At 58.2% G+C, this 22,161-nt stretch carries 21 protein-coding genes and 1 pseudogene; 13 read left to right on the forward strand and 9 right to left on the reverse strand.

Going from position 1 to position 22,161, the window contains the following annotated elements:
* Position 1 precedes the first annotated feature (1 nt).
* Both HMPREF2692_RS08565 and HMPREF2692_RS08570 read left to right on the forward strand, forming a co-directional pair.
* Positions 2-937: a HamA C-terminal domain-containing protein gene (locus HMPREF2692_RS08565; RefSeq protein WP_210387454.1), complete on the forward strand. Its 936-nt coding sequence runs from the start codon at positions 2-4 to the stop codon at positions 935-937.
* A complete protein-coding gene (locus HMPREF2692_RS08570) occupies positions 930-3,572 on the forward strand; it encodes a DEAD/DEAH box helicase (protein WP_210387452.1) in 2,643 nt (880 codons plus the stop codon). Before HMPREF2692_RS08565 ends, HMPREF2692_RS08570 begins: the two co-directional genes overlap by 8 nt.
* 536 nt (positions 3,573-4,108) lie before the next feature.
* On the opposite strand, the gene HMPREF2692_RS13265 is transcribed toward HMPREF2692_RS08570, so the two are convergent.
* Positions 4,109-4,318 carry a hypothetical protein gene (locus HMPREF2692_RS13265; protein WP_070455781.1) on the reverse strand — a complete coding sequence of 70 codons (210 nt, stop codon included), beginning with the start codon at positions 4,316-4,318 and terminating at the stop codon, positions 4,109-4,111.
* A gap of 134 nt (positions 4,319-4,452) precedes the next feature.
* Between HMPREF2692_RS13265 and HMPREF2692_RS08580 the strand changes: the two genes are divergently transcribed.
* Entirely contained in the window at positions 4,453-6,969 is a 2,517-nt protein-coding gene (locus HMPREF2692_RS08580) for a hypothetical protein (protein WP_070823375.1), read from the forward strand.
* A 29-nt stretch (positions 6,970-6,998) separates the two neighbouring features.
* Positions 6,999-7,649, forward strand: coding sequence for an MOSC domain-containing protein (locus HMPREF2692_RS08585; protein WP_046646462.1), 651 nt, complete (start codon positions 6,999-7,001; stop codon positions 7,647-7,649).
* On the opposite strand, the gene HMPREF2692_RS08590 is transcribed toward HMPREF2692_RS08585, so the two are convergent.
* Positions 7,624-9,183 carry an ATP-binding protein gene (locus tag HMPREF2692_RS08590; RefSeq protein WP_062036601.1) on the reverse strand — a complete coding sequence of 520 codons (1,560 nt, stop codon included), beginning with the start codon at positions 9,181-9,183 and terminating at the stop codon, positions 7,624-7,626. The genes HMPREF2692_RS08585 and HMPREF2692_RS08590 overlap by 26 nt on opposite strands.
* A gap of 354 nt (positions 9,184-9,537) precedes the next feature.
* Here HMPREF2692_RS08590 and HMPREF2692_RS13405 point away from each other — a divergent pair, with 354 nt between their 5' ends.
* Genes HMPREF2692_RS13405 through arfB form a run of 4 tightly spaced genes read left to right on the forward strand, consistent with a single transcriptional unit; the run spans position 9,538 to position 11,318 of the window.
* The gene (locus HMPREF2692_RS13405) at positions 9,538-9,870 is read left to right on the forward strand and encodes a Fic/DOC family N-terminal domain-containing protein (RefSeq protein WP_005530810.1); all 333 of its coding nucleotides are present in this window, start codon (positions 9,538-9,540) and stop codon (positions 9,868-9,870) included.
* Positions 9,870-10,325, forward strand: a complete 456-nt coding sequence (locus HMPREF2692_RS13410) for a Fic family protein (protein ID WP_034657303.1) — start codon at positions 9,870-9,872, stop codon at positions 10,323-10,325. Before HMPREF2692_RS13405 ends, HMPREF2692_RS13410 begins: the two co-directional genes overlap by 1 nt.
* Entirely contained in the window at positions 10,253-10,843 is a 591-nt protein-coding gene (locus HMPREF2692_RS08600) for a putative glycolipid-binding domain-containing protein (protein ID WP_201054667.1), read from the forward strand. Before HMPREF2692_RS13410 ends, HMPREF2692_RS08600 begins: the two co-directional genes overlap by 73 nt.
* A gap of 31 nt (positions 10,844-10,874) precedes the next feature.
* Positions 10,875-11,318, forward strand: a complete 444-nt coding sequence (gene arfB / locus HMPREF2692_RS08605) for an alternative ribosome rescue aminoacyl-tRNA hydrolase ArfB (RefSeq protein ID WP_062036597.1) — start codon at positions 10,875-10,877, stop codon at positions 11,316-11,318.
* 54 nt (positions 11,319-11,372) lie between these two features.
* Here the strand turns inward: arfB and HMPREF2692_RS08610 are convergent, their stop codons facing one another.
* Together HMPREF2692_RS08610 and HMPREF2692_RS08615 are read right to left on the reverse strand one after the other, a co-directional pair.
* Positions 11,373-11,681: a HigA family addiction module antitoxin gene (locus HMPREF2692_RS08610; RefSeq protein ID WP_083323825.1), complete on the reverse strand. Its 309-nt coding sequence runs from the start codon at positions 11,679-11,681 to the stop codon at positions 11,373-11,375.
* Positions 11,668-11,894: pseudogene (locus HMPREF2692_RS08615) on the reverse strand (type II toxin-antitoxin system RelE/ParE family toxin). Before HMPREF2692_RS08615 ends, HMPREF2692_RS08610 begins: the two are co-directional and overlap by 14 nt.
* Positions 11,895-12,262: 368 nt before the next feature.
* Here HMPREF2692_RS08615 and HMPREF2692_RS08620 point away from each other — a divergent pair.
* The 4 genes from HMPREF2692_RS08620 (at position 12,263) to HMPREF2692_RS08635 (ending at position 16,336) form a co-directional block, all read left to right on the forward strand.
* On the forward strand, positions 12,263-12,622 hold the full coding sequence (locus HMPREF2692_RS08620) for a Cd(II)/Pb(II)-sensing metalloregulatory transcriptional regulator CmtR (RefSeq protein ID WP_005530797.1): 360 nt from the start codon (positions 12,263-12,265) through the stop codon (positions 12,620-12,622).
* A complete protein-coding gene (locus HMPREF2692_RS08625; RefSeq protein WP_070587044.1) occupies positions 12,619-14,511 on the forward strand; it encodes a heavy metal translocating P-type ATPase in 1,893 nt (630 codons plus the stop codon). The genes HMPREF2692_RS08620 and HMPREF2692_RS08625 overlap by 4 nt, the downstream gene beginning before the upstream one ends.
* A 612-nt stretch (positions 14,512-15,123) precedes the next feature.
* Positions 15,124-15,597 (forward strand): Pycsar system effector family protein, encoded by a 474-nt coding sequence (locus HMPREF2692_RS08630; RefSeq protein ID WP_070587042.1) that lies wholly within the window; start codon positions 15,124-15,126, stop codon positions 15,595-15,597.
* Between the two features lie 7 nt (positions 15,598-15,604).
* Entirely contained in the window at positions 15,605-16,336 is a 732-nt protein-coding gene (locus HMPREF2692_RS08635) for an adenylate/guanylate cyclase domain-containing protein (protein WP_070587040.1), read from the forward strand.
* 9 nt (positions 16,337-16,345) lie between these two features.
* Here the strand turns inward: HMPREF2692_RS08635 and HMPREF2692_RS08640 are convergent, their stop codons facing one another.
* The 5 genes from HMPREF2692_RS08640 to HMPREF2692_RS08660 all read right to left on the reverse strand — a co-directional run bounded on the left by HMPREF2692_RS08640 (position 16,346) and on the right by HMPREF2692_RS08660 (position 21,049).
* Entirely contained in the window at positions 16,346-17,041 is a 696-nt protein-coding gene (locus tag HMPREF2692_RS08640; RefSeq protein WP_070587075.1) for an adenylate/guanylate cyclase domain-containing protein, read from the reverse strand.
* Positions 17,042-17,334: 293 nt separating this feature from the next.
* A complete protein-coding gene (locus tag HMPREF2692_RS08645; protein WP_070823377.1) occupies positions 17,335-18,309 on the reverse strand; it encodes an NAD-dependent epimerase/dehydratase family protein in 975 nt (324 codons plus the stop codon).
* A gap of 257 nt (positions 18,310-18,566) precedes the next feature.
* Entirely contained in the window at positions 18,567-19,349 is a 783-nt protein-coding gene (locus tag HMPREF2692_RS08650) for a zeta toxin family protein (protein ID WP_239299026.1), read from the reverse strand.
* Entirely contained in the window at positions 19,346-19,609 is a 264-nt protein-coding gene (locus HMPREF2692_RS08655; RefSeq protein WP_061925390.1) for a hypothetical protein, read from the reverse strand. Before HMPREF2692_RS08655 ends, HMPREF2692_RS08650 begins: the two co-directional genes overlap by 4 nt.
* Positions 19,610-19,639: 30 nt before the next feature.
* On the reverse strand, positions 19,640-21,049 hold the full coding sequence (locus HMPREF2692_RS08660) for an aldehyde dehydrogenase family protein (protein WP_070823382.1): 1,410 nt from the start codon (positions 21,047-21,049) through the stop codon (positions 19,640-19,642).
* 124 nt (positions 21,050-21,173) lie between these two features.
* Here HMPREF2692_RS08660 and HMPREF2692_RS08665 point away from each other — a divergent pair, with 124 nt between their 5' ends.
* Positions 21,174-22,118: an AraC-like ligand-binding domain-containing protein gene (locus HMPREF2692_RS08665; protein WP_070823384.1), complete on the forward strand. Its 945-nt coding sequence runs from the start codon at positions 21,174-21,176 to the stop codon at positions 22,116-22,118.
* Positions 22,119-22,161 lie beyond the last annotated feature (43 nt).

The raw sequence follows: 22,161 nt of genomic DNA on the forward strand, positions 1-22,161 counted from the left end.
TTTGAGAGAAGACGAGATGGCACAGGCGACGATCACGCCAACGCTGCGAGGCGACACGTTTGAGTCCACGTTCACCGAGGTGGCGCATTCGAACACGTTAGGTCTTCGAAACGAGGAACAGTTACGACTGTTCCATCTGTCTGTCCAAAGCAACCGCTTCGACCACACAGCCCTCGTCAGGTTCCTCAAACGCAACGTTGGACGCTACGTCTTCTCCCGCGCCGAATACGAAGGCTATAAGCAACGAGACGATCTCGAAGAAGTCGCTCTCGACGCGGTAAACCGGATGCGTTCACAACAAGACGGCATGGGGTTAGGTGAAATCTTGCTCTACGTCCTGCTCGAACAAATCCTCGAAGCACCCAAAGTGATGAGTAAGATCGAGCTCAACCAAGCCCGAGGCCAGATCCACAGCCGCTGTGACGCCATCCACCTACTCATACCAGACGGTCAGCGAACCACCAGCAGTATCGTGTTTGGAACCTCCAGCGTTGTGGGCAATATTGGGGATGCCATCACTGCAGCATTCGACCGTGTTGTAGATATCGAGCAGAATCGCTCAGACGAGGTTCAGCTCGCCGAGCAGACCGTGTTCACCAAGACTCTCGACGCAGCGACCGCAGGCTACGTGAAGGATCTGCTGATCCCGAAGCCGGGTGGGGCACCCGTGTTCGATACTGCCTATTCGATGTTTCTGGGCTACGACATCGGTTTGAATCCGAAGAACTACGACAATCAGCAGTATCGGTCTGCACTCGATCAGAAAATGCAGGTAGATATCGCCGCGCACGCCCAACGCATCGCCGACGAGATCAACACACGAAACTTGGATAACTACTCGTTCTACATTTACGTTCTGCCCCTCAACGAAGTAGACGTTGACGCGGGCGCAATCATGGATGGGTTCGTGGGCGGGCCAGGTGGTAGCCATGTCTGACAAGCAAGTAACCGTCGGCGATCTCGTATTTTCCGACATCGATTCCAACGAATTCCTCAAACAGTTGTACACAAACCTGCTCTACAACTACGGCTTACATCGGTTGGGGCTGGTGGATCGTCAACCATACGATGTGGATCTTGAAGCAGCGCTGCGGTTTGCGGATCTGCTGTCGAAATCAATCCACCCTAACAATCGTGACCGGCACAGGGTGTGGGCGCAAGAAATCGCGCTCCTGTGCCACATCCTCTACCCACAAGACGCACGAACGAAAGCATACGTTCCTGCAATCTTCACCACGCTAGGTAACTACCCAGGCCTGAAGCAGCTGGGCGTGACTTCCGATGCAGGCATCCTCGACGCCGCATTCAATGCCTACCAGGCCGAATACCTCACCGTACCCGGTGACAAATCGATGAAGTTTTTCGCGCCGCAAAAGAAAATCTACGGCCGCCTCACTGACGGCAAGTTTTCCTTCTCAGCCCCGACATCCTTGGGCAAGTCCTTCATCATGCGCACTTTCATCACCAACCAGATCATATCCGGGGTGAAGGCCAACTTTGCGGTCATCGTGCCGTCAAAAGCGCTGATTAACGAGACCCGCTCGAAACTGATCGCTGACCTTGGCGAAGACCTGGAACGGCACAACTATCGAATCGTCAGTGCCGCTGGTGACATCGTGCTCGAAGGCGATCACAATTTCATCTTCGTGCTTACCCCAGAACGGTTGCTTTACCTTCTGATCGGCAAACCTGCGATCGAGTTCGAGTACGTCTTTTTCGACGAATCGCACAAGCTTTCAGGCAAGAACAGTCGCGCCCCGTTCTACTACCAAACCGTGACGATTCTTCAACACCGCCACAGGCCACCACACTTCGTCTTCGCTTCACCCAACATTCCCAACCCAGAGGTACTCCTAAGGCTGGTTGATCCAAACTCTGACGAGAATGAAACCAACGCAGTCGCAACCCAGTATTCGCCAGTCGTGCAGTTCAAATACCTCGTCAACCTGCACGAGAACACCATTTCCAGCTACAACGACCACACCCAAGAATTCACGCACCTAGCCTCGCTTCAAGCTCAGCACGCTACCGCACAGGGCGTAACCCGATTTGTTAGTGAATCATCACGACGATCAGATCACCGTGGGCAAACCATCGTGTTTCATGCTGCCCGAGATCACGCAGTGCAAGCGGCGCGTGCCTATGCCGAGGGTTTGGCAGACCTCAACGATAAAGACTTGGACGCTCTCGCAAAAGACATCGAACGCGACGTCCACGAGGACTACTACCTCAGCGGTCTCATCCGTAGAGGCGTCAGCTACCACATCGGCTACCTTCCACCAGCAATCCGCGAACGCATCGAAGGCCTGTTCCGCGAAGGCAAAATCTCGACACTATTTTGTACCAGCACGCTTCTAGAAGGAGTCAACCTTCCCGCCGACAACCTCGTCATCACAACCAACAAAGTCGGCAAAGCAGGAATGACAGCAGTCGACTTCAAGAACCTGATCGGCCGAGTCGGGCGTATTGAGTTCAACCTCTACGGCAACGTATTCATCATCGTGGGCAACCAACTTGCATCCGAGCAAAAAGCCAAGGAACTCCTACAAGCGAACGTTCCTGCACAGAAGCTATCCGTGCAAACTGACTCACAAATTATCAGCAAGAAAATGAAGCAAGGGGTCGTTGCTGATCTCCAAAAAGGACAGATCGAGTTCGCCAAGGGAGATGAAAGCTACGAACGCTACAACATGAAGCGCAAATTCGGACTCATGCTCTTGCGCGACATCACCACAGGACGTCAAAGCCTAGTGCGTGAAGAATTCTCCGACTACCTCGACGACCAAACCGTCAGCCAAATCCGCGAATCCTTCGCACAACGAGAAGGGCAACAAGACGACGACATCAACGTATCCGTCGACCAAGCAGAATCCTTAACTCAAGCTGTCCGAGCCGGACTCAACTACCCACGCATCTCCCCGGACGGGAAGTTCAACTACGACGAAACTCTCGCGTTTCTCCAAAGGCTCGCCTCAATCTTCAAATGGCGCGTCTACGACCCCGAAACACTCGGAAAAACAGATAAGTACAGCAACCAACTCACGATGCTGCGCTGGTACACCGTATTGCTCACACAATGGATGGAAGGTCACGGACTCCGTTCGATCATGAACCGTGCCCTCCAGTACCGCCTGCAACAAGGAACGCTCTATGTCAAAGGGCAAGGAGCGATCCGTTACGAGAACACGCTCCAGCACCGCAACATCGTCATCAGTGAAATCTTGAAAGTTCTTGAAGATGTCATCCTCTTCAGCCTGTCGAACTACTTCCTCAAATTCTCCAACGAATACAAGAAGGTCCACGGGGTAGAGCAGTTCGGCAACGACTGGTACGAGTACATCGAGTACGGCACAACGAAACAGGAAACTATTCTTCTCCAACGGCTGGGATTCACCCGCGAGAGCGCCACCTACATTCGAACCAACGTCTCCAATGCAATCTTTCTTCACGAAGGAACGCCCTACCTGAACCCGATTCTTCTCGAAAGCTCGAACATCAACGTCCGCAAAGAAGCCAACGAAATCAGATACAACGTGCCAGAAGCCTTCTCGATGCCAGGTTTCTTGTTCTAACACCCTCGTCTGATACCCGCTAACGCAAGCACTCGCGCAGACCCCCTTAGGTCGAAACGCGCACCTGCCGCGCGGACGTCATGGCGACGAGCATCAGATCACCGGACCTCCAGCGAGCCAACGAACAACCCCAGAAACGACAAAACCCATGCTCAACAGGGGCTCAAGGGCTCAAGCTGCTATTATCATTTTCGACGTCTTAATATCCAATGTCATCATCCGACTCATAGCTGACACTATGAGTCGGGTGATGGTTGACGCTTTGATGGTTACTGTTCTGAAAATGGGCGGTGGCCATTGGACCTGACCCCGCGAACATGAGCATCCCAGAAGCCATAAGCCGGGCTGTTCGCTTATTGCCGTCGAAGTAGAAGTGGCTACGTGTGGCAGAGCAGAAGTAGGCCAGTCCACGTTCAATTGGGCATCAAGCAACGCCAGGGAGTCGAGCAACTCAGCATGTGCAGCATGCAGCTCCGCAGCTGGATCAAACTCAACAAATCCACCGTTCATGAGGCGCACCCCACCACCGTCACCGGTTACTGAGCCATCACCACGAAACAGCCCGACGCAGCCGACAAATCCAAAATCTGTTGCTGCTCAGCTGGGTCCTTTCCGCCGACGGTTACGCCATCGAGAAGCGTGCGCTGCTCCGGCAACGTAAAGGTATTTCCCTCCAGCGCGGTTGCATTCCAGACGAGGTCCAGCAGTTGCCGCGTGAGACGATAAAACGCACGCTCAGTACCCAATCACGAATTCGAGGCCCAGGCGGCGCGCACACTGTGCAGTTCATAGCCCAAAACCGTCATGACCTTGCACAAGCCGCCACAGCCCGCTACCAGCGCACTACCAACACGCTGCGATTTGTCCTAATATGGGGCAAATGAATGCGGAGACTCTGTGCTTGGAAACCACGGCAATAGACCAGTCCTCTTATCTCGAACAGGCTCCTCGCCTAAGCCTTGACCCAAAGACTCGCATCCTGGATATCGCGCTGCCAGACCTCATGGAGCACGAACTGGAGCAACCGCAGTGGCGCGTCGAATCCCACTTCATCGATCGCCCACACTCCGTCCGCGTCTTCGAAGCCGGCGAGCGTCTGCGCGTGGGCATTCCCGGCCCCTTCAAGTCCATCCAGGTAACCCTCATGGACGGCGAGGAACCACTCGCACCGGAGTTTAACTTCACCGGCATCAGCAGCGATGCGCCGTTTATCATCCACGATCAGACCACGCTGCTCGCCCCACAGGGCACCTTGGAGGATGCCACGCCGCTAGCTATCTGGGCGGGCTGGGAGTTTGGTCCACTGCCACAACGCGTAGAGGTGCCACAACGCGAGCCGGTGGACATCGATAAGCAAGTGTTCTTTGAGTGGGACTTTTCCGTAAAGACCTTGCCCAATGCGCAGGGCCTGGACGGCGAGCCGATTTATACGCAGTCGCCGAAGGTAACGCTGCACCAAGAAGGGGAGTGGCGCCTCGATTTGGTCTATGCGCCTGTCGACGGCGAGCAGGAAGAGATCTCCGAGCAAACCCTCGGCACCGGCATAGCAGAAGCGTTCCCCTCCGATCTCTACGAGGATCCGTGGGTCGGCCGCTACGAGGTCTCGCTGTACCACGAGGACACGCTTGTCGACGTCCGCTTTATCTCCATGGCCGAGGGCCTGCACATGCGCGCAAAGAACGAGGGCCCGCGCGGTACCGACTTCCGCTTCATCGATGCCTTAGGCAAGCACTCCGCGTTTGGTTACCTGCTCGCCTCGCCGCCGAAGAAGCCGATCGTACTGGAAAAGAAGGCTCGCACTTTCGAGGAGACGGAGGTCTCCCGCCGCGAGGTAGTGGCCAGCGAGGCCGGCTACGAGCTGGAATTCGACGTCATCCCGGAGGCCCTTTTCACCCGCGTCAAACGCATCGGCTTGGAGCCGACCATCCACTACGAAAAGCCGGTCATCCTGGCAGGTCAACTGGACCAGGACGCCCAGTTCAGCGTCCATTCCCCGCGCCCGCTACCGCTGGCGAAGTTCGTCACCATCGACTCCCGCCAGAAGATCAAGGAGCTCGCGCGTACCTCCCGTACCACTCAGCCGGTGCGCAACCTGTCCGTGCCGAATGGCGCTTTGGTCAGCGCCGTGCGCAAGCAGGCTTCCTGCGAGCTGTTCCTCATGTGGTCCACGCTGTCCTACGAGGATTACCTCGCCGAGCTGCCTGAGAAGGAGCGCGCCGCGCACCTGAGCCGCAGCATGGAGCGCCGCGTGCTGGAGTACGAGGCATCGGCTTCCTCGAGCCTCATCTATGCTGCGCTGGCTACCGTCCGCAAGTCCCCATTGGCCAGCCGCGGCCTGATTGGGGAGGGCATCGAGATCGAGCAGAACCTCGAAGAACCCGTTGACCTCGTGGGATGGGCGTGGCCTTTGGCCAACCCAACCGTTGCCCCAACCCGCCTTGAGCCAAACGAGGCCGGTTTCGAAGCTCCTGAGCTCGAGGGCACTTTGCTTGTCGACGTCCGCGAGCTACAGGCTTCCTCCAACCTCGCCGCCCCGGCGCGCCCGTCGAGCGCCTCACTCGTCGTGGGCACCGACGCCGCCGAGCCGGCCTTGGCCTCAAAGGAGTGGACCCCGCTCGAGCTCTGGGACGCTTTCCGTTCCCTGCACGTGCTCTCGCAGCGCAGCCCGAACCCGCGCCTGCAGGCGATGTTCGACAGCATCATCGACAATCTGCGCCTCGACCCAGCCGCAGCCGTGCAAGCACTGGGCCAGTCTGGTGTGAGCGTTAACCAGCAGGCTCGTTCCCTGGTGCGCACCCGTTTGTTCCACATGGACGTCGCCAGCGATAACCCAGCAACGGATAACTACCCGGGCCTTTTGGGCGCCGTCGCTTCCGATACCGCGCTGCCGAAAGAGCTCGCCACCGTGCGCACCTCGGGCGTCGACAGCCTGACGCGCCCGATGCTGCTCGCGGCCGCCACCACACCGAGCCCCTCGCCTGAGGTAGATGACCTCACCAGCGAGGCCGCCCGCATCGTCGCGCTGCGCGAATGTTTTGCTAACAACGGCCCGCTCGATGCCCTGGGCACCGTGGAGAAGCTGCGCAAGGATGCAACGGCCCTGACCTCGATTGTTCAGGAAGCCGGCGTGGACATGTCCATGAGCCACACGCTCATCGCGCTGAGCGCCTTTGGCAGCGGCAACACCGCCGACGAGCTCAACGCCGCCGCGTGGATGCCGTATATCTCCTACGCCTTCGCGCTGGCTTCCCGCGCGGTGGCGCACGGCGCCATCCCGGAAAACGCCCTGCTGAAGGAGGACATGCCCATGCTTGCCGACGTCATGCCGCTCGCCCCCCGCCTCTTCTTCTACGACCTCGTGACGGCCGAAGCTCTCTTCCGCGATCGCGGCATGTGAGCGCGTGAGGTGTGCCACAATAGGTGAGCATGAAGGTTATCTCCACGAACGTCGCTGTCCGCCGCCCCGAGCCGCATGGGCGACACGAGTACACGGGCATCGATAAGCAGCCACGCCCCTTCCTGGACCTGGAGATACCTGGGCCCAACTACGGTGACGGCTCCGGCGTGGTGGGGGATTCCATCGGTGACCACGCCCACCACGGCGGTGCCGAGAAGGCCGTCTACGCTTATGCCCGCGAGGAGCTCGACTACTGGGAGGGCACGCTCAACCGCGTGCTGCGTGATGGCTACTTCGGGGAGAACCTCACCACCGAGGGGATCTCCTGGCCGAATATGCTGATCAACCAGCAGATTCAGGTGGGGGAGTGCGTGCTCGAAGTGTCTATCCCGCGCACGCCCTGCGCCACCTTCTCCGGTTGGATGGACGAGCCCGGCTGGCTCAAGTCCTTCACTGAGCGTGGCGATTGCGGTTCCTACCTGCGCATCATCGAGCCCGGCCGCATCAACCCAGGCGATGAGATTACGCTCATCGGCCGCCCCGACCATGACATCACCATGGGCATGGCCTTTGCCGCCAAGATGGGGGACAAGGAGCTAGCACGGCGCGTCGTCGACGCCGGCTGCCTTGCCGCAGTCCACCACGATCAGCTGGTTAAGCGCCTGCAGCCCCGCGGTTAGCTAGCCATTCATAGGTTGTCGCTTGTGAACCGCGCGTGCCATCCATACGCACGAATCGTGCCTTCACCAGTGACTTCAGCGCATATCGGACCTGCGCTCGAGTAAGGTTTGTGGCTGTTTCTATTTCGCCGATAGACAGCGGTTGTGCCGCCGTACGCAGCGCCTCCGCTACGCGCGGGGCGTTAACACCCAGGCGTTCCAAGGTCACTGGTGCATCCACTCGTCGTTCCGGGCCGGTGCCTGATTCCTCCTTGCGTAGTGGCTCCCAGATACGGGCCTCTCCACGAGTGTCCGGCCGCCACATCTTCACCGTAAATTGCACGCCAGAATCTATCAGGTCAGGCTCCGGTAGTCCTTGCTCTCGCGCGGCATCCAGCATGAGCTGCACGCCGCCGCCTTCGCCCTCAATAACAAAAGAGCCATCGTCTGCTTTGAGATATCGGCACAGTCTATAGAGCCGCTGGTTAATCTCCTGGCGCGCCAGATCTCTCGACTTGAGCTGTTCAACCGTCAGATCCCGTAGGCCTCCTGGACTGGAGATAACCATCTTGTCCGGTAGTAGGCGGACATCAATCGATTTACCCGCACCCAACGTATTTGGCCCAAGATCACGGTGCACCAATGCATTAGCCACGGCCTCTCGAATGGCCGGAAGGGGAAGTTCAGGAACTTCCACCATTGATCCGTCCTCTCGATATCGCCGTACGGCGGCTAAACGTTGCCTTACCCATCCCATTACCGAGTTCAACAGCACCGGAACGGGCCCCTCAAAGGTCTCCAACCCCAGCACTCGCCCGTGCTTCGAACCATTTGGTAGCCTTTGCGCCACCGTTACTGCTAAGGAGGGAAAATGTCCTTGGGGATAGAAACCCAGCGCATACAGGCCAGCAAGGGTCAGCTCTCCAGTCGCGGTCGTCACCGCTAGCGCCCGTAAGACGTCCTCATCTTGAGTAAGTCCCGATAGTCGCCGATTCTTTTTCCGCGCCTGAACCAAGAAATCTTGCACCACGTCGCTATCTAGGTCTGCAAGGCTCGTGCCTTCCACAATCGTCGTGTCATAGGACACTGCCTCTTCGGCATGCAGCTTTGCCACGTCCATCATGCGCAGCTCCGAGGCACTCATACGGTAGTCCCCATCAGCCATTCGAAGATACGCTTCTCCCCTGTAGATAGCAGGCTTATCAATAATCGGAAGACCCGTAACCTCCGCAATCACGACATGCGTGCCATCTATTGCCACACTGTCGGTATGCACTGTGACTGGAGGGGTGATGGCATGACGCGCCTGCGAGGCCAGAGCAGCCTCCATCTCCGAAGGATTCTCAATGCCAGTGACAATGAATCCTTCCTTCTCATTGACACCGAGAATGATAAGGCCGCCACTCGGCATGTTTGCGAACGCGCACAATGTCTGCGGTAGAGAGTCCGGAATGCCCCCTTGAGCGGTTTTGACCTCGACTGTTGTTGAATCACCGCCGCGCAACTCAAGCTCAGCCAATAGCTCTCTCAGCTGATTCTCGGACCAATTGTTCACGATGAATACCCGCCCTCAATGTTAACAATGACGGCTCAATGCTAACTTCATTCCTCTTCAATGACAAGAGTTCTCATTGATCTTCCCATTGAGGTGTCATTGACATTCTCATTGAGGCCAAATTATGGCCCTGAAACCCCGTATGTTTAAGCTTTATCTAGCGCATAAACCGCAATGAGTGGTTGGATAAGAGTTATCCAACCACTCATTTGCTGTCTGACGAATGGATAGCCTCTACAAGCCTCACTACGTTACCGAGAGCTGGATCCCCGAATCAGGCTCCGGCACTCCCCGGCGCGATAAGGCCGGAGGCCCTTTTTAGGTCTATGTCCCTGACCATCTTGTAAGTAAGGCATGGAGTTTTCCCCAGAGCTCACCAGCCGGGCAGCACGTATCGAGCGAGAGATCTTGGATCTCAACCGTCATGCTGCTTCTGGCCAGTTGGAGTCTGTGGCCCGCTTACTCATGCGTTCTGAGGCGATTTCTTCCTCACGCATTGAAGGTATTGCGCCCAACGTCGACAAGGTTGTCCTCGCGGAACTCGCCCAAAAGGAGGAAGTCCGCGGCTTTAAGGAAAGCGCGGAAGAGGTTGCGCGTAACCTCACCGTTCTGTGTTCCATTGAGAAGAGCTTTGCCACCGAACCAACATCTCCATCGGCCTTCTTGAAAAGCTCCAAAGAGAGTTGATGGGGGAGAAGGGCTCTATCCCCACTGGTCTTCGCACTATTCAGAACTGGATTGGTGGAAGTAACCACACACCCATTGGGGCCGAGTTCATCCCAGCGCCCCCAGGCCTAGTCCATGACCTCGTGGACGACTTATGTCTTTACCTCGATGGCGCTTCGCACGGTGCTCTCATCCAGGCCGCAATTGCTCACGCTCAGTTTGAAACGATTCATCCCTTTGCAGACGGCAACGGGCACGTTGGCCCTGCTCTCATTCATGGAATTCTTCTGCGCCGCGGGCTTACGAAGTACACCATTCTGCCGGTAAGCCTCCTCCTCGGTACGCGGTCCAAATCGAAAGCTACCTGCCTTTTCGCACCATCGAGCGTTGTAAAATCCTCACCATGGAGCGCACGTATAAGTGGGAGCATGTCGAGACTCCCCTCATCCGGAACGAGGCCGCAGTTCATTTTTTAGGAGCCGGTTTGACCGCTTCCGGAGTGCAATACGGCGATGGATACGAGGCCACGTGGGAGCTGCGCGCCGCGGAGAACTGGATGACCGAACGTGTGTCGGTGAACGTTGAAGGCGACGGATGGGGGCGAAGCCTCGAGCTGTTAAGGTCCGAACAAGGCGTGTGGTCGGCGGAAACCAATGAAGAGGGCGCCCAGCCTGAAGAGCTGCCCTCCCCCGGTATCGTCCAGTCAGCCGACCTGAAAGCCGCACTCGATTGCGATCTCGGTCTGTGCCCTCTCACCAACACAATGCCTATTCGTCGCTTGACGCTGCTTGAGACTCAGGTTCCGAAAACGCAGCTGATCATGGCTTGGATTGATATACCGTCCCTCCAGGTGATCGCATCAGACCAGTACTACAGCTCCGTCGATGCTGAAACTGCCCGATATGAAAGCGGAACACGGGGAGTCGACGTCGAGTTGGAGGTCGACGGTGACGGAGTGGTCGTACACTACCCTGATCTCGCACGGCGGGTCTGATCCGGAAACAACGCTAACTAAGCTGGGCGGTATGAACGACCTGACCATCGCGCCTGGCCCAGGGATCCCTGGGGGTCTCGTGATCGTCGCCGCCGACCTGACGGAGCGGTTCGCGAAGTCGTCGGGACCAGGCGGCCAAGGCGTCAATACTACGGACAGCAAAGTGCAGCTTTCCGTCGATATCGCTACGTGCTCATCGCTTTCCGACGCCCAGCGTCGCCGCGTCCTTCACAACCTCGAGCACCGCCTAGACGGCACCGTCCTTACCGTTACCGCATCGACCCAGCGATTACAGGTACGCAACCGCGCCGAGGCACGCGAACGCATGGCCGCCCTCTTGCGCGAGGCGCTCGCTCCGCCTCCTCCTCCGCGGCGCAGGACCAAGCCGACGCGGAGCTCGGTACGACGCCGTCTCGAAGCGAAAAAGCGGCGCTCGGAACTCAAGTCCACGCGACGGCGGCCCCAAATTCCCTAGTTCGAACCATCCGCGTGCATATCCTCACGCTGACGGACCTGGTTCGGGTAACCGCTACGCTGAGACAGCTTGGACCGGGTGAATCCGCTCGATTTCCGAGAGGGTCTTGTCTTCCACCACGTCCAAGTCATATTGAGCCTGTAACCCGAGCCAGAACTGGGGGCTCATCTCGAAAAACTTCGCTAGACGAAGGGCCGTGTCAGCGGTTACAGCGCGCTTACCGTGAACAATTTCGTTGATCCGGCGGGGCGGAACGCCGATGGAGACGGCGAGCTTGTGCTGGGTGATCCCCATTCCTTTAAGGAAGTCCTCCATGAGGATCTCACCGGGGTGAACCGGAGGGAGCTTGTCAGTGGTAGTCAACGATCTCAACCTCCTCTGGCCCCGCGGCGGACCACCGAAAACAGATCCGCCACTGGTCGTTGATTCAAATGCTGAACTTACCCCGCTGATCACCTTTCAACGCCTCGAGCCGGTTTCCCGGGGAATCCGTAACTCATCAAGAGTCTGCGCGTACCCAAGCTGGCGCAGCTTCCACAGACGCTCAGTGTCCTTGTCAGCGAACGACTGGATCATGCTTCACCCTATCCCCCATAACGCGAAGCATCAATAACGCTACACGTTAAATTTGAACTCCACGGTATGTTGTTGCAAAGTTACTTTCTCGTTAGCCTGCAACAATCAGAAAACTGCAATTACGTCAGCACACAGAGAACATATGGGCGCATGGAAACACGTAAAGGTTTGCGGGATGGCGTAGACGTCAACGTGAAGATTCTGAGAACCTCGCCGCCCACGTCGCTCCCGCGTTGGGTGGCAGCCGAACCACAAAGGATCAGTCATCTTCTATCCCATCGACTAATTCCTGCAGGTCGCCGGACCTTCGCGCAACCGTCAGTTCAGTGCATTTTGAATAGTTCAGCGCACGTTGTATTGTTCAGTACATGCTGACTATTGCTTCACGCCTCGACGTCATGAACCGGCTCGGCCGGGCCATGGCTGATCCGACGCGTTCCCGAATCCTGATGACCCTACTCGACGGTCCGGGCTACCCGGCCGAGATTTCGCAAAGCTTGGATCTGACGCGCTCGAACGTCTCGAACCACCTGTCCTGCCTACGCGATTGCGGCATCGTCGTCGCTGAGCCGGAGGGCCGTAAGACCCGCTACGAAATTGCCGATCCGCACCTCGCGGCGGCGCTCGAAGCGCTGGTCAACGCGACGCTGGCCGTCGACGAGAATGCCCCCTGCATCGACACTGAGTGCTCGGTGCCCGGCTGCGGCGAGAAAGGAACGGACGCATGAGTTCAGCATGTGGATGCGAACACGAACCCGCCACGGAGATCGAAGAGCTCGATCGGCCATGGTGGAAGGACCCCGAGCTACTGCTACCGATCTTCTCCGGCGTAGCCCTCATTACAGGACTGGCGCTGGACTGGTCCGACTTGGAGACGCCCGCAACGGTACTGTATTGGCTTGGCCTGCTGTTAGGCGCTTACACGTTCGCACCTGGAGCGATCCGGAACCTTGTCACGAAGCGCAAGCTCGGCATTGGCTTGCTTATGACGATCAGCGCTGTCGGCGCGGTGATCCTTGGTTTCGTCGGAGAGGCCGCGGCGCTGGCGTTCCTGTACTCGATCGCCGAGGCGCTTGAAGACAAGGCGATGGACCGGGCCCAAGGCGGACTGCGGGCACTGTTGAAGCTGGTACCGCAAACCGCGACCGTGCTGCGCGACGGTACGACGGCCGAGGTCGCTGCGAAGGACCTTGAGGTTGGCGAGCTAATGGTCGTACGCCCCGGGGAGCGGATCGCCACGGACGGCATCATTCGGTCCGGACGCTCCAGCCTTGACACCTCAGCGATCACCGGAGAATCCATTCCGGAGGAGGTTGCGCCCGGCGACGAGGTACCCGCGGGAGCGATCAACTCCGCCGGTGTGCTGGAGGTCGAGACGACCGCAGCTGGAACGGACAACTCGCTGACCACCCTCGTCGACCTGGTCGAGCAGGCGCAGGCGGAAAAGGGCGACCGCGCCCGGATCGCCGACCGGATTGCCCGACCCCTAGTGCCCGGGGTGATGATCCTTGCGGTGCTGGTCGGTGTGATTGGCTCGCTGCTGAGCGACCCCGAGACGTGGATCACCCGTGCCCTGGTGGTTCTGGTCGCAGCGTCACCGTGCGCGTTGGCAATCTCCGTGCCGCTGACGGTCGTGGCCGCGATCGGCGCGGCCAGCCAGTTCGGCGTGGTCATCAAGTCCGGCGCGGCGTTCGAGCGGCTCGGCGGCATCCGTCACCTGGCGGTGGACAAGACCGGAACCCTTACCCGCAACCAGCCCGAGGTTACCGGAGTGGTCCCGGCAGACGGATTCGATCGGGCGCAGGTGCTTTCCTTCGCGGCGGCGGTTGAGCAGCAATCGACGCACCCCCTCGCCGCGGCGATCGTGGCAGCGGAGCCCGAAGCGCCCACCGCCTTGGGTATCAGCGAGGAAGCCGGTCATGGCATCGGCGGCACCGTCGAAGGCCGACGGGTGCTGGTCGGCAGCCCCCGATGGATCGACGCCGGGCCACTGAAGGCGGACGTTGAGCGTATGGAGTCCGAAGGCCAGACCTGCGTCCTAGTCACCGTCGATGACGCTCTCGCCGGGGCGATCGGGGTGCGCGACGAGTTGCGGCCCGAGGTGCCCGATGCCGTGCAGTCCCTGCACGACAACGACGTGGAAGTGAGCATGCTCACCGGCGATAACACTCGCACCGCCCGGGCGCTGGCTGAAATCGCCGGAATCGACGACGTGCGCGCCGAGCTGCGACCGGAGGACAAGGCAAGCATCGTTGCCGAACTCTCCTCCAAGACGCCGACGGCGATGATCGGCGACGGCATCAACGACGCGCCGGCACTGGCGGGCGCAACGGTGGGCATTGCGATGGGAGCAACCGGCTCTGACGCCGCGATCGAGTCCGCTGACGTCGCCTTCACCGGCCACGACCTCCGGCTGATCCCGCAGGCGCTGCAGCACGCCCGCCGAGGCAGCAGGATCATCAACCAAAACATCGTGCTGTCTCTGGCCATCATCATCGTGTTGATGCCACTGGCGATCAGCGGTGTACTGGGCCTGGCCGCCGTCGTGTTGGTACACGAAGTCGCCGAAGTCATCGTGATCTTGAACGGCCTGCGGGCTGCACGAGCGAAACGCTGAGGCTGTGACCGGCAAGTCTTATAAGGGTTGAACCACGCGCCGAGCGCACACACACACGTTGGACCAGGCGAGTCATTCGAGTTCACCGCCTGGTCCTTCTCGATGCGTGCAGGCACGGGAACTGTGGGTGAACCTAATAGTTCAACGGCCTGATACCGCTTGCAGATTCTTCACACGAGGTAGCGGAATGGACCGAGGCCGAACGAAAACCGGAGTTAGAGACAGCGCTCTTCAACCTACCCCAATAACGCGAAACGTCATTAACGCCTCGCGTTACACGTTGAACTTGAACTCGACCACGTTTCAGTACAGGGTAACCTCTGAATCGATAGGTGGCGCGTCCGCCGCAGTAGCCCCGGCAGCTGCGGGGGAAGGAGAGTAAACCATCTTCAAGCTCTACCCGTGACTGCCGGCTCGTGGTCCCCATTTGAGACTCGCGTGTAATGGACGTTCCTGAAGTATCTATGTAAACCTTTGTACTCTAGAGCTATGTTTCGAATGCCGTTTCGGCGCGGTGGACGACGGACCACCGAGGGCCATCCGCACGACGCGACCACGCTCGCCAGCTCACCCGAACCTAACCCAGATCACGCATGGAAGACACTCGCATTGGTGAACGAGTGGATTCGCCACTCAGATGCGAAGGCCAGCGTGACACTTGCCTTCACCGGGGTGATGGCAACAATGACATACAACCTCGCAAAGGACGTTACTTCCCGGACTGTATTGTTCGACACTCTCGTTGGGTTGACCTGCTTGTTGCTTTTTATTACCGGCGCTTGGTGCGGATGGACACTGACCCCGAGAGTCAAGGACAAGGATGCAGATCGAGACGCGATCAACAGACTGTTTTTTGGAAGCATCGATCGAAATTTCAGGGGCAAGAGACATGAGTACAGCGAGGTACTCCATGTACTGACCTCTAACCCTGTTGAGCTGACGAAAGATCTCGCTGACCAGATACATGTCAATGCTCGGATTGCCACGGTAAAAGCAACCGCCGCAAAGAGGGCCATCCGGTATGCTCTCGCTGCAGGAGCCGCTATCGCAGTCCTGTCCCTCGTTGTCGGTATCACGAACAGTTAAGACGCAAATGGACGGCAACTACAGACCGTATGACTGGAAGGCCAGCTCGGCCCGGATCCAAGCGATCCTAGACCAGCCGGCAGGAGCGTATGAGGAGGTAGACGGACTCCCTGACCGAGACAAGCTCACGTTCTCCAACGGCTTCTACGGCATGTGCTCGGCGATCTTCATTGACATCCGAGACTCGTCCGGCCTAACTTCGAAGCATAAGAGGCCCGTTCTTGCGAAGATCTACCGGTCGTTCATCTCGGAAATGGTGGCAGTCCTAAACTCAGACGCCTATGTGCGTGAGGTGAATATCGTCGGCGACTGCGTGTGGGCCTCCTACAAGACGACGCAGGTCAACCACATCGACGATGTGTTCGCTACCGCAGCGCAGGCCAATACTCTCTTGAAGCTCCTAAACCACCACTACGAAAAGGCAGGGATCACCCAGCTCAGCATTGGCATAGGCGTTGAGTACGGGCGGGTTCTCATGATCAAGGCGGGGTACAGCGGCAGCACGATCAACGACGTCGTGTACATGGGCGACGTCGTCAACAGAGCAGCCCATCTAGCGCACCTGGCGGGACGCGGTTGGGGATCGAGCCCGGTTGTCGTCGGAGGCGTCTTCTACTCGAACCTGAACGATCACAACCAAGGCCTACTCCGACCGCAGGGGATGCCCGGCATCGGAACCGTGTACCAGGGAAATCCCATCATCCCGCAGATGGACGAGTGGATCAGCTCCCTCAGTTGACATCTCCCGTCAGACAGACCACCAGAACGTCGACCCATAGATCCGATAGCCCATGTCGGAGGTCCCCAGGTCAGTCCACATGTTCTGCTTCGGGTTACCCCCTAGCTTCGAGGTCTCATTCAGCCTGTTGTAGACGTCGGCGGTGATGTAGGTCGGGTAGCGAGGATCGAGCGCAGCCAACTTCGCCGCATTGTTTGCTGCGTTCCCAACCCACACCAAGTCATTGCTGCCTCGGATGCCTGTTCGGGCGACGAAAAGCTTCGAGGTATCGATGCCGACCCGCTGCTTGAGCACGAAGGTGCTCTTCGGGTACTTCTCAGCGACTTTCGCTGCCACGATATTCTTCGACGCCCAGTTGATCTGGAGCCCGCACTTTGCGGCGGCGGTGTTCTTCGAGTCTCCGATAAACACGCCCATGACGCGGTCCCCGTCGTAGGCCGTGATGATACCGCCTCGCGCTCGAATAATCTTAGCTGCACAATAGAGATAGCTCTTGTAGACCTCCGCAGCGAACCAGTCCTTGTACCCCTTGACCATCTTCGTCGACGACGCAAGATCCGCGTAGAGGACAGTTGCGTCGAGCTCGACAGCAAGGTTCTTCAGCGGAAGGTCATCGGCGTCGGGCACCTTCTGGCCTGCGCGACGTTCCCACTGTTCATCAACGGTCTTCTGGACGTACTCCTCCAGCTCATCTTTCAGACTCATGCCGAGGCTCCTCCCCACGATCGCTCTAACCGTTTGCTCATTCAGCTTACCCATTGCACGGTGTCAGGGGGTTGCTGCAATAGGTCTGCTCGCGACCTTTCACATACACCAGAGGTTATATGACGAAACAGAACTCCACGGAGAGGCGAAAGAAGACAAGATCGCTCCCCGTCACGAAGAGCTAGCACCGCCGAAGTTGCCCTCAGTCAGATTCGGACTCATTCTCACAGTCAGTCGCGGAACAAGGACAACTCAGCACGGTCCCGACTGCAACTAAAACTGTTCCTCCGAAGCTAAATACCATCTTCTAACCGCTGGCGAAGCACGACTTCCTCTTCATCGCTGAGTCCAGCAAGTCTTTCACCCTGCTGTTCTTCTTCGAATCGCAGCGCATCCGCCAATGTTTCCTTCAACGGACGAATCCGCAGGCCAGCTTCGTAGGCTGCGGCGCAATCGAGTAGCGCGATGTTGCGAAACTGTTCACCTGGTACCCACAACGGCAAGGATTTTGGACCCATCCACGGGGTTACATCATTAGCGAGAAGCAGTTCATCAGAGTAAGGTCGCTCCGTAGCCTCCGATGCGGTTAACTCACGCGAAATCTTGAACACATCAGACAAGGAAGTAGCAAACCCCGTAGCGTTAAAGGTTCCGAAAGTCCCAACTTCTGCAGATTCAACTATCCAGCCTGCAAGGTCTTTCACATCAATCATAGCGACGGGAAACGCTGGGTCTGGGACGATAACGTTCTCACCCGTGGGATGCGCGAAGCGATACGGGTAGTAACCACTGCGCCCTGTTTCGTCGCCGTAGCCGGCGATCAGACCGGGGCGAACTACCATTACCGACCGATTTGTGCTGCGATATATCGTTTCGCAAGCAGACTTTGCGGCTGGGTACTGCCCCATGTTCTCCATGTAGTCAATTTCAAGCGGAGTGACTACGGAATCAGACTCGGAAGAAATACTTCCTTGGTCCTCATATACGCTGCTCGAAGACACAAATATACGATGCTTGGCCTGGAGTTTCGTCGCCGCATCCCGCGCATGCTTCGGCTGACTCGTCAGATCCACAATGGTGTCCCAAGTTCTCCCCGCAACCTCATCGTACGCACCGTCACGGTCACGGTCTGAACTCACAAATTCGGCTCCGTTGGGAACCTTCCCGTTACCCCGCGCGAGGCAAGTAACTTGATGTCCTCGGTCGATTGCTGCCGCCGCAATGTGTCCTCCAAGGAAACCGGTACCACCGAGCAATAAAAAGTTCATGTCACTAGTTGTACACGAAACCTTCTCACACGTGACCAGTCCTAATCCCAGCGCATCCAAGCTGGAATAAGATGTCAGAGCAGGATTACCCCACCATCTGTCAGAGCTTCTTATTCGGCTAACCTACACATTGAACTTAAATTCAACGCAGACGACATCCTCAGCCTGCTCGACCTCGCAGACCGCTAGCTCGCCAGCAGCCGCTTTGACACGAAGCTCCCACCGCCTACCGGGCGCGCAGTTCCACGGGCACAGCCTTAAAGTTTGCGGATACGCTCTGCATCAGCCACGAGGTTTTGCGTGAGCTTCTCCGCTTCAAGGCCACTCAAGTCGCAGCTGTCGAAGCGGGCCAGCCAATCAGCACGAATGGCGGGGGAGTCGAACCAGGTTGCGCGCTCGGCTTCAATATCCTCGATACCGCTCAAGGTGCGGCCGTCGCGGGTGCGGATCTCGAGGTCGTCGACAAGCGGGGCAATCGCTTGAAGCCCTGGGACGATGGCCTTAAAGCCCGACGTATGGGAAACCTCATTGGTCCAGCGCGGGTAGCGGCTCACGCGCTGCGCCTCCAGGTAGCGCTGGACGACACCGAGCCTGGAGACCTCCTGCGCCACCGCCAAGCCCACGACCCTCACGCGGAAACCCGCGGAGCGAAACTTGGCTATCTCACCCGCGATGAATTCCGGGTTGGACAGCGTGTTCTCAATGATGAGGGAGTGGCCGTGCTGCCGGCCATCCTCGATCAGCGAGGACATCCAATAGGGGACCGGACCGTTGGTGAGCACATCCATGCGCAGGGGGTCGCGCTCCATGATTTCGTCGAGGGCGGGGTGATACTTACGCAATTCATCCGAAGCTAGGACAACATGGTCGTGCGTAAGCGTCTCAATCACCGAAGACTTTCCCGATGCTGGTTGTCCTGCTAGGTAGATGACCTCAGGTTCCGCGGATGGCTGGCGAAAGAGATACGCGATACGCCGCTCAAGGACGCGGCGTTTAAAAGCATCATCGACCGGAAAATCCGCAGCCTTCAGCACTGTCACGCCACCTTTGCGCGGGTTTCAAGCTCATCGAGCAAGCGAGCAAAGAATTCCGCTGCGGCACGGATTTCCTCAAGGTCGGTGTTATCAACACCACTCACAATGCGCTGGACAAAATCCTCTTGTGCAGTCCAATACTTAATTTCTAGCTCACTGTCGGTCGCAAGCTGCTGGTGGAAATAGGCAGCTTTCAGCGAGGACGCAACCTCCTTCATTGCGTCGAAGGCTGCGTACTCGATCTCCGGGACGTTGGCGGTGCTCATGGCGCTTAGAATAGCAGCGCCACGGCGGTTTTAGCCGTTGATAATCTGCGGGTAGGCCAGGCCCTTGAGGCCCTCGGTGCCAAACTCCACGCCGTAGCCGGAGGACTTGATGCCGCCGAACGGCACGCGCGGATCTACGGCACCGTGGCTGTTGATCCACGTGGTGCCAGCCTCCAGCTGCGCGGCAACTTCCAGAGCGCGCTCACGGTTGGAGGACCACACGGAAGAGCCCAAGCCCACGTCAAGCTTGTTGGCCTGCTCGATGGCCCAATCCAGGTCTGTGTACTTCACAATCGGCAGTGCCGGGCCGAACTGCTCCTCGACGACCAGCGCGTTATCCGGGTCGATGTCCGCCACCAGGGTGGTGGGGTAGAAGTAGCCCGGCGCGTCATAGTCCGGGTCACCGCCCAGCAGCACGCGGGCGCCGGAGTCCTTGGCGGCGTTGACGAGCTTGTCCACGATGTCGAACTGCTGCTTGTTCTGCAGCGGGCCGAGCACGTTTTCTTCTTCCAAGCCCACACCCATCGGCGAGGCCTTGGCTACCTCGACGAGGGCTTCGCAGACGGCGTCGTAAAGCGATTCCGGCACGTACAGGCGCTTCATTGCCGCGCAGGTTTGTCCAGTGTTGATGAACGCGCCCCAGAAAAGGTCGCCGGCGATGGCGGCTGGGTCGGCGTCGTCAAGCACGATGCCCGCATCGTTACCGCCGAGCTCAAGGGTGAGGCGCTGCAGGTTCGCGGCAGAGGACTCGACGATCTTCTTGCCGGTCGCAGTGGAGCCGGTGAACATGATCTTGTCGATGTCCGCGTGAGTGGTCAGCGCTGCGCCTACCGCGCCGTCACCGGTGACAACCTGCAGGACGCCTTCCGGAAGCACGGAATTAAAGACCTTGATGAGCGCCAGGACGGACAGCGGGGTGTACTCGGAAGGCTTAACCACCACGGCATTACCCATGCGTAGGGCCGGGGCAATCTGCCAAATGGTGATCATCATCGGCCAGTTCCACGGGCCAATCGCACCGACGACGCCGAGCGGACGGTAGTGCACGGTCGCGGTGATGTCATCATCGACAGCGGTGTAATCAGGGGACTCGAAGGACGCCGTCGCGCGCAGCCACGCGGAGCACGCACCAACCTCGAAGCGAGCATTCGGGCCGTTCAGCGGCTTGCCCTGCTCGCGGGAGAGCAGCTCCACCAGCGGCTCCGCGGAAGCCTCAATGGCGTCCGCAGCCTTGAGCAGGAGGTCACAGCGCTCAGAATCGCTGAGCTTTGCAAAGGACTTCTGCGCCTGAACCGCACGCTCGACCGCCGCATTGAGCTCCTCAACGTTGCCTTCCGGCGCGACACCCACAACCTCTTCGGTGGCCGGGTTGATGATTTCGCGGCCCTCATCAGCGGTGATGGTTGCGAGAAGATCTTCATACGTGGCGAACTGCGACATTTATTCTCCTTGGTCGAGGTGTGCAAAGTTTCGCCCATTGTTACCTACAACACAAAATTCCACTTGACTTTAAGTGCACAAAACTTGTTCAAAAATGTGCTTGAAGTCACTGTATAGTACTAATATGCCCAACACTTCCTCGCACTATGACCTCGCGGCCTGGCGCGCGGCGTCTTCGGAGACCTTCGGCAAGCTGGAGGTTCACGCACCCGAGGCGAGCACCTTTTGGGCCCAGCTCACCAGCACCAGGGTGGGGGAGGTCTCCCTCTTTGACATGCACACCGCGCCCCATTCGGTAAAAAGGGAAAACGCAGCGCTTGCCGACGCCCCCTTTTGCAAGCTCAGCCTTCAACTTTCCGGCCGCTCCACCATGGCTCAAGATGGCCGAACCTGCGAGCTTCATCCCGGTGACTTAGCACTGTATGTCACTCAACGGCCTTATGTTCTTGAATATCCCGTCGAGCAGCACACTCTTATCGTTCACTTTCCACAGAGCCTACTTAGCCTCACACCGGCGCAGATTCAGCAGCTAACTGCGAGCCCAGTTTCCCGTGATCATGGCTTGGGCAAGGTGGCAGTGCCGCTTTTCGAGCAGCTGGCCAATAACCTCGACGTGCTCGAAGGCCCGCACGCCCCGGCCCTTGTTCACTCCGCCTTGAACATGTTGGTCACAGTGTTCTCTTCTGAAATCGACACCGCTTCTGACTCGAAGAATTTGTTATTCAACCAGGCCACCTCATATATCGAGCAGCATTTGGGTGATGCAGATCTTTCCCCAAGCGCCATCGCCACGGCGCTTTTCGTATCCGTGCGCCATCTCCATTCCCGCTTCGCCGCACAAGGCCTGTCAGTAAGCTCCTATATCCGCAGCCGCCGACTAGAGAAAGCACGGGAGGAGCTAACAAACCCCGTAAATGCCAAGGAATCCATTGGCACCATCGCCGCGCGCTACGGCCTGCACGATCCTTCGCATTTCTCGCGCATCTTCAAGACTGAGTTCGGGCTTTCTCCCAGCGCTTATCGCGCCCGTTTCGCAGTCCATCCCTTTAAGACTTCTAAATGGGGGTAAATCTCCCATTTAGCCCCTATACGGCTCTGCGTAGTCGCATAAT

Origin of the sequence: Corynebacterium sp. HMSC036D03, from assembly GCF_001836185.1 — a bacterium.
Classification (GTDB): Bacteria; Actinomycetota; Actinomycetes; order Mycobacteriales; family Mycobacteriaceae; genus Corynebacterium; species Corynebacterium simulans.